General features: G+C 60.7%; 10 protein-coding genes and 1 pseudogene. All 11 read right to left on the bottom strand.

All coding sequences use genetic code 11. From position 1 onward, the window contains the following. Nucleotides 1-31: 31 nt before the first annotated feature. Entirely contained in the window at nucleotides 32-700 is a 669-nt protein-coding gene (locus CLV65_RS00360) for an HAD family hydrolase (protein ID WP_094691143.1), read from the bottom strand. 93 nt (nucleotides 701-793) lie between these two features. Further along, nucleotides 794-1,984: an SLC13 family permease gene (locus CLV65_RS00355; protein WP_094691144.1), complete on the bottom strand. Its 1,191-nt coding sequence runs from the start codon at nucleotides 1,982-1,984 to the stop codon at nucleotides 794-796. Between the two features lie 175 nt (nucleotides 1,985-2,159). After that, entirely contained in the window at nucleotides 2,160-3,899 is a 1,740-nt protein-coding gene (gene recN, locus CLV65_RS00350; protein WP_094691146.1) for a DNA repair protein RecN, read from the bottom strand. Further along, nucleotides 3,892-5,046, bottom strand: coding sequence for an NAD kinase (locus CLV65_RS00345; RefSeq protein WP_094691147.1), 1,155 nt, complete (start codon nucleotides 5,044-5,046; stop codon nucleotides 3,892-3,894). The genes recN and CLV65_RS00345 overlap by 8 nt, the downstream gene beginning before the upstream one ends. Nucleotides 5,047-5,163: 117 nt before the next feature. Next, nucleotides 5,164-5,964 (bottom strand): TlyA family RNA methyltransferase, encoded by an 801-nt coding sequence (locus CLV65_RS00340; protein WP_094691243.1) that lies wholly within the window; start codon nucleotides 5,962-5,964, stop codon nucleotides 5,164-5,166. A gap of 38 nt (nucleotides 5,965-6,002) precedes the next feature. Further along, nucleotides 6,003-6,224, bottom strand: a complete 222-nt coding sequence (locus tag CLV65_RS00335) for a hypothetical protein (RefSeq protein ID WP_094691149.1) — start codon at nucleotides 6,222-6,224, stop codon at nucleotides 6,003-6,005. A gap of 35 nt (nucleotides 6,225-6,259) precedes the next feature. Then, nucleotides 6,260-7,447 carry an HAD-IIA family hydrolase gene (locus tag CLV65_RS00330; RefSeq protein WP_094691151.1) on the bottom strand — a complete coding sequence of 396 codons (1,188 nt, stop codon included), beginning with the start codon at nucleotides 7,445-7,447 and terminating at the stop codon, nucleotides 6,260-6,262. Nucleotides 7,448-8,012: 565 nt separating this feature from the next. After that, nucleotides 8,013-9,728: pseudogene (locus tag CLV65_RS09165) on the bottom strand (tetratricopeptide repeat protein); the annotation flags it as partial. Between the two features lie 373 nt (nucleotides 9,729-10,101). Then, entirely contained in the window at nucleotides 10,102-11,427 is a 1,326-nt protein-coding gene (tyrS, locus tag CLV65_RS00315; protein ID WP_094691154.1) for a tyrosine--tRNA ligase, read from the bottom strand. A 940-nt stretch (nucleotides 11,428-12,367) separates the two neighbouring features. After that, complete coding sequence (locus tag CLV65_RS00310; RefSeq protein WP_157847171.1) at nucleotides 12,368-15,262, bottom strand: hypothetical protein; 2,895 nt, start codon at nucleotides 15,260-15,262, stop codon at nucleotides 12,368-12,370. 601 nt (nucleotides 15,263-15,863) lie between these two features. Next, complete coding sequence (locus CLV65_RS00305; protein ID WP_244569136.1) at nucleotides 15,864-16,451, bottom strand: pyridoxamine 5'-phosphate oxidase family protein; 588 nt, start codon at nucleotides 16,449-16,451, stop codon at nucleotides 15,864-15,866. Nucleotides 16,452-16,556: the final 105 nt, after the last annotated feature.

The raw sequence follows: 16,556 nt of genomic DNA, 5'->3' as shown, positions 1-16,556 counted from the left end.
AGGGCGCGGCTACAGAAGCTCTACAGAATCGCTACAGAATCTGCGGGGCGGTGGTGAAATCACGCAGCGTACCATCGGCGGCAGCGGCAAGCCCCTCCCACTGCGAACGCGAGGAATCGTCGAGCATGGCGAGCGCTTTCATGCCAATGCGTTTGGCGGTGCGCACGCCGATCACAATGTCTTCGAACACCGTGCACTCCCCCGGCTCCACGCCCATGCGGTCAGCGACGAGCATATACAGGTCCGGATGGTCTTTGTTAAGACCGCCGACCTCCTCGATGCCGCACACCGCATCGAACAAGCCATCGACACCGAGATGAGCGAGCGTGGGATCGCGCAGGCTGGGCATGAGCGTGCTTGCCACGCCGAGTTTGGCGCCAGTGGCGTGCAAATGCTCAAGGTAGTCGCGAGCACCGGGCTTCAAGCGCACTTTCGTCGTGTATTCCTCGAAGGCGAGGTCATTCCACTCCTGCATGATCGCTTGAGGGGTTTCGTTGAGGTTGAAACGACGGATCGTGTAATCCGCGATGTCAGGGAACGCCATGGGGCTGACAGCCTGTTGGTAATCGTCGGGCACATCGATGCCTCGTCGGCTGAAGAAAATCTCATCCACATCATCCCACACGCCCAACGAGTCGAGCAGCGTGCCGTCGAGATCGAATATGGCTCCTTTGCCTGCGTTGGGTGTGTTGCTACTCATGGCCTGTATGCCTCCTGTGGTGCGCACGATTGCCGGTTGTCTCATTCATCAGGTTGATGCGTATTCATCAGGGTAATGCGTTCGGGTTCCGTCTCAGATGCCTGTGGGTTCGATGATCGCTGCCAATCCCAACAGCACGACGAGGAACAGAACGTTCACCCCCGTGTATGTGAGCAAGTACTTGCCTTTTTCACGCCTGTAAGTGCGTGTCACGGACTTGTATGAGATCAGCGACGCCATTGACGCGATGAGCGTTCCCATGCCACCAAGGTTCGTGCCGATGATGAGAGGACGCCACGCGTCAGAGAAGCCGGACAACAGCAGCGTCGTGGGCACGTTCGAGATAAGTTGGCTGAAGCCCACACCGAGGCTGATCGGATGGCTGCCCACGAGGGATGCCGCGATGGTGTAGAACTGCGGCACGCGGCGCATGTTGCCGATGAACACGAAGAACGCCGAGAACGTCAGCGGCAGGAAGTAATCGACATGGCGCAGCGTACGGTGGTCGCAGACGATCATTACGACGATCACCAGGGCCAGCATGAGCCATTTGTCGACGATGCCGTCCACGCCGAGGAGGCAGATCACGAACAGCACGCCGTACACCCATGTGCGCCAACCGCCAAAGCCCATGGTGCGCACTTCGTCCGGCTGCATGTCGGCGCTAGGAGCGAGCACCGAGCGTTCGATGTCATTGGAGTCCACGGTATCGAAATTCGTCAGCTTGCGATTGCCGAACACCACGCACACGATGAGGGTGAGAAGCACGGCGGCGGTGAAGGAATACGGCAGCATGATGCCCATGAACGCCGCCGTTGACAATCCGGACAGCTGATGCAGATACAGGTTGTGGGCATTGCCAACCGGGGTGAGCATGGATCCGACGTTGGCGCCGATGGTCATGAGCGTCACCACAAGGCAGGTGTGCTGGCGCATGTTCGCCATTGTCAGAACGGAGATGGCAAACGGCACGAAGGTGACGAGCGCCACGTCGTTGGTGATGAGCATCGCCGAGAAAAACGTGAGCGAAATGAGGGTGAGCACGAGGCCGCGCTCGGTGTGCGAACGCCCCAGGAGCTTGGAACCGATGATGTGGAACAGCCCCACGCGCTGCCATCCGCACACGACGATCATGAGAGCCAGCAGCTGCACGATGGTGTTCATGTGAATGTACGTGGCGTACTGGGCGTCCGGGTGCACGATGAAGCATGAGGCTAGTGCAAGCACGAGGGCGACGGCGAACACCGTCTCGTCCTTGAGCCAGTCGGCAATCTTGCGTCGCATTCCTCTCCTTTTTGCAGGCCAATAGGCACTATGATATCGCGCCCTCCGCAGTGGGTCCGACCACTGTGGAGGGCGCATGAGCCCTACGGCGGCCTCGAAAAAGCCGACCACCATTCCCTGATCGCTAGGTGAACGCACGGTTAACTGACCGACCGAACGAGTGGTCGGACAGTCATCACAATTCGCTGGATTTCAACAATTCCTTGGCGTGTTTCAGCGATGCCGCGGACTCACTTCCCGACAGCATGCGAGCGATTTCACGTACCCTGTCGTCGCCGGTGACCTTCGCGACCCCGGTGGTGACCTGTCCGTCCGCGTCCTTGGATTTCGCGACCACGTATTGCGCCGACGCCCACGAGGCGACCTGCGCCAAATGAGTGACCACAATCACTTGGGCGCCCTGTGCCAGGCGGGCGAGGCGTTTGCCCAGTTCGGCGGCGGATTTGCCGCCCACACCCGCATCCACTTCATCGAACACGAACGTGGGCAGCGCTTGCTCGGTGCCGTTAGTGCCTTTGGTACCCTTGCCGGCGCCCTGGCCACGCTCAGCGCGCGCATCCGCCGCCGCCAATTCCATGGAAAGCATGAGCCGGCTCAGTTCGCCACCGGATGCCGATTTGCCCAATGGCAGCCTGCCCGCGCCTGGGAACGGCGTGAAAAGGAACTCCACGGCATCCCCACCATGCGCGGCAAGCTCTTCGCACGCCTTCACCTCGGCTTCGAAACGAGCGTCCGGCATGGCCAGCGACGACAATTCGCCGTTGACCTGCTCCGTCAGGTGCCGCGCTTGTTCCTGCCGAACGTCATGCAATGCGTCAGCCGCGTCGTGGGTAGCCTGCAGGGCTTCGTCGCGGTCGGCTTCCAATCTCTTGATGCGCTCGGGGGAATCATCAAGGTCTTCAAGTTCCAGCCCCGCTGTGCGGCGCCATTCGATGACATCCGCGAGAGATGGCCCCCAACGGCTCATCAGGTCTTCCAAGTCGTGGATGCGGCTGTTGATTGCGTCAAGGTCCGCTTCCTCACCGTCGTCATCAACCATCGACGACAGTTGGAACACGATGTCATCGACTTCCGCCGCGGTTGATTCCAGACGGGAAATGATGTCGTCGAACACGTCGACACCCCGCACGGCACGCAGCGCGTCCACCGCCTGGCGAAGGGCTTCCTGAGCGCCACTGGCATCCGTGGCGTCCACCAGCTGCGATGGGTCAAGAGCTGACAGGGCGACGCCTATCCCCCGGGCGATGTCGGCGGCGTGCTCCAGACGGTCGCGCTGCTGACGAAGCTGGTCGTATTCGCCATCCACGGGCGCGACACCATCGATGCGGGCGATGGATTCACGCAGGTAATCAGCACGGGCGCGAGCCTGTGCCTGCTGGTTACCCACGGCGTCGAGGCGGTCTTGGGCGGTGCGATAGGCATCCCATGCCTGTTCGTATGCTGCCAGCTGCTCGCCATCGCCGGCGTAGGCGTCGAGGAATTCACGCTGCCGGGCTGCCGATGCAATGCGCAGCTGGTCCGCCTGACCATGGATGGTGATGAGCTCGCCGGCGAGCGCAGAGAGCACGCTGCGCGGCACCCCGTGCCCGGAGAGCACGCACCGGGAACGCCCTGAGGCGGGAACGGACCGCGAGATGAACAATTCCCCGTCCTGCACGTCGCAGCCTGCGTCCTGCGCGATGGCGCGAGCGGCGGGATTGTCAAGCACGGTGAACACCGCCTGAGCCCACGTCGCATCCGCTCCTGCGGACACCGCTTCGCTTCTCGCAGCGCCTCCGGACACAAGCCGCAAGGCATTGAGCAGCATGGATTTGCCGGCGCCGGTCTCGCCGGTGATTGCCGTCATGCCTGCCGCCGGGGTCACGAGCGCGTGGCGAATGGGGCCGAGGTTGCGTATTTCGAGTTCCTCAAGCATGGCGCTCCTTCAGGGACGGGTCACGCAGCGCCGAAGGCTCGGACGTGGACGGTTCGGACACGGACAGTTCGTGGGTTGGGGATTCACGGGATGGGGATTGGGGCGCGGCATGAGCGTCAGATTGCGCGAGCAGGATTTTTTCGTCGCACGATGGTTTCTTGGGACCGGCTTCGTTCCACCGGTTGTGGGCGGCGCGTTTGCCTTGCTCTCGCCAGCCGATGACAGGAAGGTTGAATTTGCTCACGAGTCGCCGGGTGAACGGCACGTTTTCCAATCGAGCCAGGCGCAGGCGCTCCTGTGCTGCGTGCACAACGATGCGCGTGCCATTGGGCACCATGCCTTGGCGGCGCCCGTCGCAGCAAATCCACGCGCCTGATGAATCGGCCGATGATCGCAGCACTTCGATGCCGAAGGTGGAATCAGACCCGATGATGAGCGGTCGGGCGAACAGCGCATGCGCTGCAAGAGGTGTCAGTTCCAGCGCCTCCACACCCGGCCACACGACGGGGCCACCGGCGGAGAATGCGTATGCGGTGGAGCCCGTGGGCGTGGATACGATGACGCCATCGCAACCAAACGAGCTCATGGCAACGCCATCCACGTCGATTCCCACTTCGATCATGCTGCCGCGGTCGGTGTGTTCCAGCACCACGTCGTTGAGCGCCCAATCATGCAAAGGCTCGGATGCGTGCGGCTGCCAGATCTGCACGTCGGCAATCATGCGTTCGTCAATCGTGTAATCGCGGCTTGCAATACGCTTGACGGCTTCGTGGAGTTCAAAACTTTCGAATTCTGCGAGGAACCCCACATGCCCCAGGTTCACGCCCAGCACAGGCACGCGCGTGCCTTTGACAAGCTCGGCAGCCCGCAATATCGTGCCGTCGCCGCCCAGCACGACGACGATTTCCGTGTCAGGATCGACGGTGGCGGTGGATTTTCCCACGGGGATGGAATCGATCTTATCGATGAGACGCACGTCGAAGCCGCGTTGCTGCAGTGCGTTGATGGTTTGCGCCACGACAGGAGAGCCTGAAGCCAATCCGGGGTGTGTGACGACCACGGCTTTGCGAATGCCGGTGCCATCCAACGCACTGCGCCGGCCGGCATCGTTCGCAGTGGTGCCGTTTGCGTCGCTATACGAATCCATGCGTTCTCCTTCTACGTTCATCCGCGCCTATGCCCAGCCTATGCACAATCACCGGCGTGACCCGCAGCTCATGCGCTTCGGATTGCACACCGGTGGTTGTTGGTTCCTGATGCCATCTTAAACTCGACCTTCAGGCTGCGGATCGGAGCGATCGAGCACGCCCGGCCATTGGAGCCACAGTAGGAATTCCTCATTGCCGTGCGTGCCTTCGATGGGCGATGGTGCGAGGCCACGTTGCGAAAAGCCGTGTCGGCGTGCGCATTCGCACACCGTGTCGATGGCCTTGCGTCGCAGCTGCGGATTGTGAACGATGCCATTCTTGCCAAGGTTGCCCTTGCCGACTTCGAATTGCGGCTTGATGAGCAGTATGACCGTCGCCGGTTGGCGGGAAGGCGCCAGAATCCTTGCAATGACGGGTATGACGTATGTCAGCGAAATGAAGGACACGTCGGAAACGATCCACGAGGGAATGTATGGCAGGTCGTCTGCGGTGACGTCGCGGATGTTGGTGCCACTCATGTCGATGACACGCGGGTCATGTGCGACGCTCGGCGCGAGTTGCCCGTGCCCGACGTCAAGCGCTATGACCTGGCTGGCTCCCCGCTGCAGCAGCACTTGGGTGAAACCGCCGGTGGATGCGCCGATGTCAAGGCACGGGGCGCCATCAACGGACGGCAAGTCGAATGTGTCGAACGCGCCAACGAGTTTCCATGCCCCGCGTGACACATATCCGTCGTCATTGACCACGCGCAGATCATCTTCAGCGGTGACTTTGACGGACGGCTTGCCCACCACCGCACCATTGAGCAGCACGCTTCCGGCATCGATGAGCGCCTGCGCGCGCGTGCGAGACGAGGCCAGACCGCGCTCCACGAGAGCCATGTCGCAACGACGCGACGCGACCTGCGAAGATTTCATGGCATCGGAAATCCGATGTCTGCGCAGCCCATCGTTCATCAATGATGCTTCTTCCCGTGCTTGTTGTGGTTGCCGTGCTGAGCGTATTGGTCGCGTGGGGATTGGTTCCAGTCTGATTGCGGGGCTGTATGGGTTTCGGAATCGTCTTTCAGCTGGTCGAGCTGCGCGGTGAGCTGCGCGAGCACATCCCGGTATGCCTCGATCTGCTGGTCGTAGGTTCCCTCATCCGCTGCAGCAAGATGGGGAAAGCGTGAATCCAAGGACTCCTGTGCGGTTGGCTCCGCTGCCTCGTCGTTCACTTGACGCTGTCCCCGTCCGTGACATCCCCAGCCGCCGTGTTCCCGGCTGCGGTGTCGCAGCCGCGCAATTGCTGAGGGAAATCAGGAAGCGACACCTGTGAGGCGTCCACTCCCTCGACATCCACCGCATGCCACATGCAGGTGCATGCGGCGCGCAATGCGTCCAGCGTGTCAGGCGCGGGGGTGTCCACGCCGTCGATTGCCACGGTCAGTTCGCCCGTGCCATCGCCGCGCATGGTGAGCGTGGCAACAGCCGCATTGCACTGGTACGTTCCGTCGGCACGGCGCGTGACAGCAGGTTGAGGCATGTTGAGGCCGCGCAAATCCGTCGTCACATATGTCGGCCGGTGAATCGGGTCAGCGCATATGATCTGCTGCGGCGTCGCAACGCCGGTGAGCACCACCAAGGAGTCGTATCCTCCCCTGTTCGCCGCCTCGATGTCAGTGTCCAAACGGTCGCCGCAAGGCAGCGACAGCTCCACAGGCACCAGATCGTCGGTAAGCGAAAACAGCATGCGGGATTCGTCATACATCGCGGCTTCCGGCTTGCCAGCGCTGGCTTCGGGTGTCACGCCCGTGGCGACAGTGACTGGAATCTGCATGGCGCCGTTCCCCGGAGCGATGCCGCCTTCGCGTGGAATCGTCAGGTCCTTGTTGGTCACGAAATACCGTGCACCCGCATGGATGGCATACGATGCCTCGGCCAATTCCGCCCAGCTGAGATCCTGATGCCACGATTGGATGACGGCATCCGGTTTGTCAGCCGCCTTGTGCACGACGCGCAGGCCGTTCTTTTCGATTTCCTCACACAGATGCTCGCGGCCCACCACAAGAACCTTCGACCCCTGTGGCAATGCGGCCGCCAGCATGCGTGCCGCCACAATCGCGGATGTGATGACCTGATTGTCGGCAACCGTGAGGCCGAAGCCCTCGAGCTGCTCGGCAACGGTGTGGGGATAACGGGATGGGTTGTTCGTCGTGTATGAGATTTTCATCCCCAGCCGCTCGGCATTGCGAATGCCCTCAGCAGCGTGTTCCACGGGGTCCTTGCCCCGGTACACCACACCGTCGAGGTCAAGCAGCGCGAGTTTGTATAGCTGGCTGAGCGGCGCGCTCGTGGATTTGAGCGCGCCGGGACCGCCAAGCACCGGTTCAGTTGACCGGTTTGCGCGAATGTCACTCATGGGAGTCTTCAGAATCGTTCGAATCGGAAGCGTCAGAGGCGGAATCATCAGAGCCAGAATCATCCGAATCGGCAGAATCATTGTCCTGTGCCGCGGTGGAGTCTGCGGTATCGGAGGCACCTGCCTCGGGCGCCGGTTCGGCCGCGTCCTCCGCAGCGGGATCCTCATCTGCAGCGACAGCAGCATCCTCGGCTGCAACTTGGGCAGCGGCGGGATCTTCCACGTCGGCAGCAGCTTCCTGCGATTCGTCGGCATCCGTCACGTCATCATCGGTCGGCTGAGGCATCTGGGATGCGGATTCGTCAACGGTGGTGTCCGCGTCGCCGTTGGCCGCCGGGAATTCGTCGGCGTCTGCATCGGCATCGGCGTCCTCAGCGTCATCAGCCGCCGGGAACTGATCAGCGCCAGTCTCTGAGGCATCAGAATCATCTGAGCCCTCGGCATCTTCGGTGTCTTCGGAATCTTCGGAATTGCGCGCAGCATATTCAGCTTCGCGCTGTGCACGACGCTCCTCAGCCTCGCGCTCCTCTTCCTCCTGCGCCTCGAGGATGTCCTCGGCGGTCACAATGCCCGTGCGCTGCATCTCCTCATCGTTCAGGATCTGCAGATCATTGTCGATGAACGTGTCGTCGGCAATTTCCTCATCATCGGCATCCGCGTACTCATCCTCGAACGTCTCGACCGTGTCTTCCAGGTCCTGGGCTTCCTGCTCGCGACCAGCTTGCTCCAACAGGTTCTGCTCAGCCTGCAGAGCACGCATGCGGTACGGGCCAGGAAGTCCGCGAGAACGAGACAGACGGCGGATGACCTCGATGGCCTTGTCCCACTGGCCGAGATCGCCCAACGCACCGGCATACACGATGAACATCTCCGCCTTCGAATCGGCGACGAGGTTCTTGGCGTCCTCGCTCATCGCCAGTTCGATGGCCTTCTCCGGATGGCCCAAGGCACGTTCGCAATCAGCCATGAACGGCAGATAGTCGGGGTAACGGTTCATGCGGTAGGCAGTGCGGAATTCGCGCAACGCCGTCTCATACTCACCCACGCGGTATGCCACCAAGGCATACGTTTCACGGGCGAAATCCACTCGGGATGCCTGGTGGGCAGCCCACTTGGCGTGTTCGAGAGCGAGCTTGGGATCGGATTCCACGAGGGAATCCGCAGCGAGGATGTGCAGGCCGATGTTCTCGGCATGCTCCTTCGACAGGCCGCGCAGACGCTCGCGCTCGTCCTCCGACAGCATGTTCCACATCATGCCTTCCGGCATCTTCGGCTCACCGGGACGAGGAGCCTTGTACGGGTTCTGCGAAGGATACGACACGCTGCCATCGGAATTGCGACGGCCGAAACGGTAGTTGGAATCCGAATCGCGACGATAGCGGTGCTCGCGCTGGAAGTCACGGCTGTCACCGCGTCCCTTCTCGTAGGAATCACCGTTCGAACGCTCGCCACGGTCATCGCGGCGGAAACCACCACGGCGGTCATCGCGATGGAAGTCACGGCCACCCTTGTGGAAATCGCGACGGTCACCGCGGTCGTCACGGCGGAAACCACCGCGACGGTCATCCCGGCGATCATCACGGCGGAAGTCACGACGGGAATCCTGCGAATACCGCGGATTGCCGCCCTCTCCACGGTCGCCGCGCTGATTGTCGCGACGGTCATCACGGCGGAAACCACCACGGCGATCATCCCTGCGATCATCACGGTCGCGGAACGAGCGACGGCGATCGAAATCACGACCACCGCGGCCGCCACGATCATTGCGGTCGAAACCACGGCGATCGTCACGGTGGAAGTCGCGACGCCCCTCGCCGTCCCGGCGATCATCCCTACGGTCGCCGCGGAAGCCTTCGGAACGGTCATCGCGATGGAAATCACGCCTGTCGTCATCACGGCGGAAACCACGCCCGCCACGATCGCCACGGTCGGAACGGCCACCGAACTTGCCGCGGCCACCGCGGAACCCATCCTTGTGGAAGTCGCGACCGGAATGGAAGTCCCTGCGTTCGCGACGCTCGGAACCTTCGCCTTGGCCTTCGCGTGCGCCATCGGAACGGGCATCATCGAAGCGGCGCGCACCATTCTTGCGATCGCCATAGGACTTATGGAAACCGCCGCGGCCACCGCGATCTCCACGACCGCCGCGATCGAAGCCTCCACGGCCACCGCGGTTGAAACCACCGCGGCCACCGCCGCGTCCGCCCTTATGGAATCCACCGCGGCCTGCCCCGCTGTGACCGTATTCACCATTGCCGCGATCATTGCTGTTTTCGCTCATAAAATCCTCTTGTCTTGTCGTCAAATTGCTTGTTCGTTATGTATGAATTGTTGCTGCACCGGGCTGTGCCCGTCCCCATCGTGGAACGTGAGGAAGCCCGGTTGTCTGGACACCCAGGGCTTCTGAAACCCAAAGGCATCTGGAAAGTATCTGGCAGTCTTTCGATATGCCGTGATGCATATCGCGATGTTTCGATGTTTCTCGGGCTCCGTCTTGCTCGAGCGCGGACTGTGGCGACCACACCATGATTACACACCATGATGAAGTGGCTCCACAGTCCACACGAGAACGGAGCGCGAATCGTGCTAACGGATCGGTATCAAAATGAATCAGTACCTGCCGGCCGATCGTTGCCGGCTGGCAGGCGTGGATCTCAATCGTTGTCGAGTTCCACTGCGCCGAGGGCTCGCTTACCGCGACGCACGACCGCAAAGCGGCCTGACAGGAAATCCTCCTCTTTCAGCTCAGCGTCGATGTCTTCGACGCGCTCGTTGTTCACATACACTCCGCCTGCCTTGATGGTCTTGCGGGCGTCGGAAATCGACTTGAACAGGCCAGCGCGCATACCGGCCTCGGCGACACGGATGCCAGGCTTCGCGGTGGCGAACACCGCATTGCCATCGGAATCCTTGACCTTGACGCCTTCAAGTGCGCTTTCCAAAGTGGAAGCACCAATCTTGGAAAGGTCACCATGGCCGAACAACGCGCCTGCAGCGTCGATTGCCTGCTGCGTTGCGTCCTCGCCATGCACGAAGCTGGTGACTTCCCACGCCAGCGTGCGCTGCGCCTCGCGAGCGCCCGGGTTCGTCTCGACTTCGCCGGCAAGGCGTTCAATCTCATCCTTGGGCAGGAACGTGAAGACCTTGAGCAGCTTCACGACCTGGTCATCGGGCTGGTTGAACCAGAACTGGTAGAACTTGTAGGGGCTCAGCATCGTCGGATCAAGCCACATGGCATTGCCTTCGGACTTGCCGAATTTCTTGCCTTGGGAATCAGTGATGATGGGGCTGGTCATCACGTTCACGGACGCTCCCCTCACCTTGCGGATCAGGTCGAGGCCGGACGTGAGGTTGCCCCACTGGTCAGCACCGCCGGTCTCCAGCACCACGCCGTATTCGTCGTACAGGTGCAGGAAGTCGTTGCCTTGCAGCACCTGGTAGCTGAACTCGGTGAACGAGATGCCTTCCTCGGAGTTGAGTCGGCGGGCGACGGTCTCCTTGCTGAGCATGGTGCCCATACGGAAGTTCTTGCCCACATCGCGAAGGAAGTCAATCACCGACATGTTCGCGGTCCAGTCGTAGTTGTTGACGAAACGCACGGCATTGTCGCCCTCGGTGTCGAGGAAACGCGAGATCTGCGTGCGCAGACGCTCAACCCATCCAGCGACGATCTCCTTGGGGTTGAGGGTTCGCTCACCGCTTTGGCGCGGATCGCCGATAAGGCCCGTCGCGCCGCCGACCAGCGCGTATGGCTGGTGACCGTCCGCCTGAAGGTGGCGCATGACGATGAGCTGCACGAGATTGCCGATGTGGAGCGATGGCGCCGTGGGGTCAAAGCCGCAATAGTAAGAAATGGGATTCCCGTTGAGAGCGGCTGCAAGCTGCTCCTTGTCGGTGGACTGGTTGATGAGTCCGCGCCACTCCAGCTCCTCCATAGGTGTGGAGAAGCCGGCGTCCCTGTAATTCCTTACCTGGGCCATGATGCTCCCTCTGTTGTTGTCATGCAATGCCGTGCCGGCACGTACCGCGATGCCGTCGCACAGACATACTCAATCTTCATTATTGTGCCAGCTCATGCCGACAGCGGCGCGGCATGCAATCTGGGCTGATGCCCCATTGCTGACCGGGTGACGCCAGAGGGTCATGTAACAACAGGCACACAGTCGCACCGTTATGTGCCAGCCGCCAGCCGCACACAACCGCCCGGGCCAGCACCAGCCCCACAATGCGTGAGCCACCACTCACACATAACGAGCCAACCAGCACTCCCATGACACAGCAACCGCAGAAAACAGCCAATCCCTGATACACCACCGACAACACACCCCGCCACCCGCCATATGTGCCAGTCACCACTCACACATAACGAGCCAACCAGCACTCCCACAACACAACAACCGCACAAAACAGCCAATCCCTGATACACCACCGGCAACACGCACCCCGCCACCCACCATATGTGCCAGCCGCCGCTCACATACAACCGCCCGGGCCAGCACCAGCACCACAATGTGCCAGCCACCACTGTCACATAACGCGCCAGCCAACACTCCCACAACACAACAACCGCACAAAACAGCCAATCCCTGATACACCACCGGCAACACGCACCCCGTCACCCACCATATGTGCCAGCCGCCGCTCGCACATAGTGCCCCAAGCCGGCAACAGCCCCACAATGTGTGAGTCACCACTCGCACACAACGCCCACCAACCGGAAATCACACCGCGATGCGCCAGCAGTCACTCACACACAGCGCCCAAAACCGGCACAAGCCCCACAATGCGTCAGCAGCCACCACACAACAGACAGTCCTGTATGGGCAGCCCATCACAAGCCGCCCACCACAGGCCGCCAATAGCAAAGAGCCCATTGCACGAAGCCAATCGTGCAATGGGCTCTAGAGATACGCTCTCAGGTCACGCCATGCCGGGGAAGTACACGCCCTTGAGCTTGTAGATGCTCTTCTTGGTGGACTTCTTCTTGGCGATTTCCACAAGAGTCTTGCGATCCTTGCGAGATGTGCCGAATTCGCCGTCTTCGACGTGCGCGTCGTTAGATGAAGGATCCTCTGCGCTCTCGGATTGATCACTCTTGGCGGCGTTGGCGACGACTGGAGTCGCAGGCTTCGGCAGTGGCGTTACAAATGCCGAGTGCATGGCATCAACCTTGCCACGCAATGCCGGCGGGATGAATACTTGGCCAGGCGCCGTGCCGAACAACGGATCAGAGACAACCGGGGCAGGTTCTTTCTCGGCGATTGGTTGTACCGAGGATTCCTGAGGATTAGGTGTAGCAAACGCAGAGGCATCAGGAACCGAAGGCACAGATGTTGACGACACTGCTGCTGATGCTGCGGGCATCGGTGACACGACTTCCGCCGTCTGCAAGATTGGTGTCCGGACCGACATGGGAGATGTGGAGAATGCAGGTGTTGGAACCGCGTTGCCAGCACCAGACGCATTGGCACCAGATGCATTGACAGGAAGTTTTCCAAACTCCTCGCCATGCTGCACGAGATGCTGTTCCTCCCGCCCCCACATTGCTGATGCCTCGCTCATCAACGGAGTGGCTTGAGCAGCCGCAGACTCAGAAGAAGGCGCAGCGATCTGCATGGGCTGAGCAGCAGACGCAGGTGAAGGCGTCACAGCAGTCACGGGTTGGGGGGCAGGCACAGGCGACGACACCGCAACAGTCACGGGTTGAGCAGCAGACGCAGGTGACGACGCCGCAACAGCAAACACGGGCTCAGCGGCAGGCTGTTGCGAGGCAGACAGCACTGGCGCAGATGGTGAATCGGACGTGTGCGCAACAGATGGAGCCGCTGCTTGGGAGAATGTTGCCGGGGGTACTGGGACCGGAGGCGTCGCAACTGGAGACGAAAGGACCGGAGGTGTCGCAACCGCAGATGCAGATGCCTGTGCCGCGGAAGCGCTGGGTTGTGCAACTGCGGGCGCAGCGGGATGCGCCTGCGCGACAGGGTGCGACGGGACTGCGGGAACCGCAATTGGAGCTGGAGCCGCCTGCATTGTCAGAATGGGCGCTGACAATACAGGTGCCTGCGCTTGCGGCGCAGAGAATGTCTGAGATCCACCAAATGCTTGCGCGGGCATCGTGGCCTGATGCTGTGTGGAAACCACGGGGGCCTGCGCAAAAACCGGCGCGGAAGCCAAGCTAGGCGCGGAAGCCAAGCTGGGTGCAGAAGAAGCAACCGGAGCTGCAGCAACAGGGACACTCTGTGAAGAGACTGGGGCAGAAATAGAGATTGGGGCAGGAACCTCAATCGGTGCGGAATGCGCGGGAACGGCCTGTGCCGCTGCGGTTTCAGCATGCGCTGTTGGGGCAGGACCAGCTGCAGCAGGCACTGCATGAGCTGCGGTCTCCATCGCAGCGGCATCACCAGCAACGACTTGTGCTGGAGCCAACTGTGCAGGAGCGGACTGTGCAGGAACTGCCGACGTCTGGGCGGACTGTACCGAAGACTGAGCCTGATCCTGAATGGCGTGGATAGGAGCTTCCTGTGCCGCAATCACATGTGTAGGAGCAGTCTGCGCTGGATTGACCTGTACCGGGGCAACCTGTGCAGGAGCAGGCTGTGTCGGAGTGACCTGTACTGGAGCGGCCTGTGCAGGAGCAGGCTGTACCGGAGTGACCTGCACTGGGGCAGCCTGTGCAGGAACGGCCTGAACGGTAGCAGCCTGCGGCTGAACAACCGGCGCTGGCATTGTCTGCATCGGTGCAGGTTGTGCAGCAGCAACAGGAGCGGCAGCCGCATAGGAGGCCGGCAGGAATTCCCGCGAGGGAGCAAAGGCATTGGCACTGGCATTGGTATGCGCTTGTGCCAATTCCGCGGAATCCACAGAGATACCGGTGGCGGCATTGCTCAACGTGTAGCTGTCCTTGCCTTCCGCCCGCTTTCGAGCAAGATCGGTGCCTTGCTCAAGCAACACAGGATCGGGAAGGAACTCTTCGCCTACGGTCATCAACGGAGAATCCGACAGGGGGCGCAACCCCTGAGTCGCCATGTATTGTTGGCGCTGCACAGCAGTGGAATCGTTCACTTCGGGGGCGAACTGACGATTGCCAACGAAATCCCCCGTGTCTTCGAAGGTATTCACAGCGCGAGCCTGATAGATATCCGCACGCTGAGCACCGCTTGCGCTGGCACGACGCACAATCTTCAGCACGACCACCACGAGCAATGCCACAAGCACTACCGCGAGCACTGCCCTGGCTGCACGTTCAGCAACGGACTGTTCGAATCCCATGCTGCTCAGCAACGTATCAACCTGATCGGAACTGCCAGTGACAGCGCCAATCACCATCGTGGTGTCTTCCACCGCCACATACACGACGATTCCGCTTCCCGAGTATTCGGTGATTGTCGCGGAGCCTGAACGCTTCTCTGACTTGATGTTCGCGGAACCCTTGGAAGCCCATGTAGTAAGAAGTGCATTAGCCCCCGACTGGGACGCAGTCAAATCGGACTTCGAATCAAATTGCAAGAAAACCGCCGCATTCCCGCCATTCGCCTGTATGGCCATTGCGGAGGAACGGACCCCTTTCATTCCGGACGTATCGGCGTTTGACTGCACGGTATAGCCATTGTCCGCCATGACATCGTTGAACGCGGATTGGGAAGGAACTTTGCTCAGACCGGGCACCGGAATCGATTCAAAAGAGGCGACGATTGACTGAAGCGGAGACTGCGAGTCTGAACCACCAGCGGCCGACATCACCGTCCCCTCGTCCAGCGGTTGTGCCTGAGCGGGAACGACGAATAGTGATGAGCACAGAAGGACCAACGAAGCCATCGCCACCACAAAGCATCCAAACAACACGTACGAGTGTCGCATCACTTCTCCCTCCCGTGGTTACCTCTTCTGGAGTCGCCTGCACTCTGCCCGCCTGCCAATACGGACACGATCACAGACGCTTCTGCTGCGCAAGCCCAAGGGAACCCCCTGCGTTCTCTGCCGCCCATACGTCATGAAGCGAACGCTGCCCATCGCACTGTCGAAATCGAATCCCATCAGGAATCCAGCACAACAGCACTCAGCCTCGAACGCTCGAAACATCCACGTCTGTCAATCTCACCTTTGCGCAGTCTTGGCAGGAAATCTCACCTTCGGTTGCGCATAGAGAATTGGAAGCACATGAATCCAGGCATCTTAGCCTTGTAGCTTCAGGAACACTCCCGCATCCCTACACCTATGAGAAATAATAGTCCACGATTGGCTCCACGGAAAACACATGCCCATGTTCCGCCAGAGATGCCTATCGAATCTTGCTGAATGTCGAACATTGTTCGATACCAATCCGCGCGGGTAACTTACCCACGCGTAATGCGCGACACGCAGAAAAATGCACAGTTATTTTTTCACTGTGCGTGTCGCGCCCACACCAAGCATCGTATCAGTCACTGTCCGGCATGGGGACATGGCGCCGTTCGGGAGGTATAGGACGCCGCTTGGCAGTGAACACATCTACGTCGATGCGCCACACCATGACCGAACGCACCTGCTGGTCGGTGAAGGTCGCCGTAGGTGCGCCCGCCCCATCGGCCATGCCAGCCTCATGCGCCATGAGCAGCGAAAGCCCATGCGCCGCCTCGCGCACATCATTTACGATCGTCGCCGTGCCCGTGCCGACCACGGATGCGTATGCCCTGCCCCAATTGCACAGCGTCCTGCCGGGAATGGTTTGCGAACCATCCGCAATGAGGTCGAAACTCACGTCTAGGCCGCGTTCGCCAGCAGCGCGCAAAGCATCCGCCTTGCGCCCAATCGGCGACGAATGCAGATACATCACCAGCCGGGGCTGGGCGATTGATGCAGCGTTAGCATCAGCGAGGCGCGCAGGCTCCGACCATTCATAGCCGAAATCGACAGGCACCACTGTCAACCCCTCGGCATCGCTATAAGCGACATTGGCAACATGGGCTGCATCGATAATGCTGTGAATCTCTTGTAGATCCGTCACTTCCCTGTCGGCACGTCGCATGCGCCTGTGGGATCCTGCAATGGTGCGTTCGTCGTTTCGTCGTGTGCCTGTATTCATGCTGACCAATCTACCGCGCATTGGGTTACGCATGTGTGCAGGGTGTTA

The organism is Pseudoscardovia suis (assembly GCF_002797875.1).
GTDB lineage: Bacteria > Actinomycetota > Actinomycetes > Actinomycetales > Bifidobacteriaceae > Pseudoscardovia > Pseudoscardovia suis.
The sequence above is the reverse complement of the archived record's forward strand: the minus strand, read 5'-3'. Positions and strand labels throughout refer to the sequence as shown.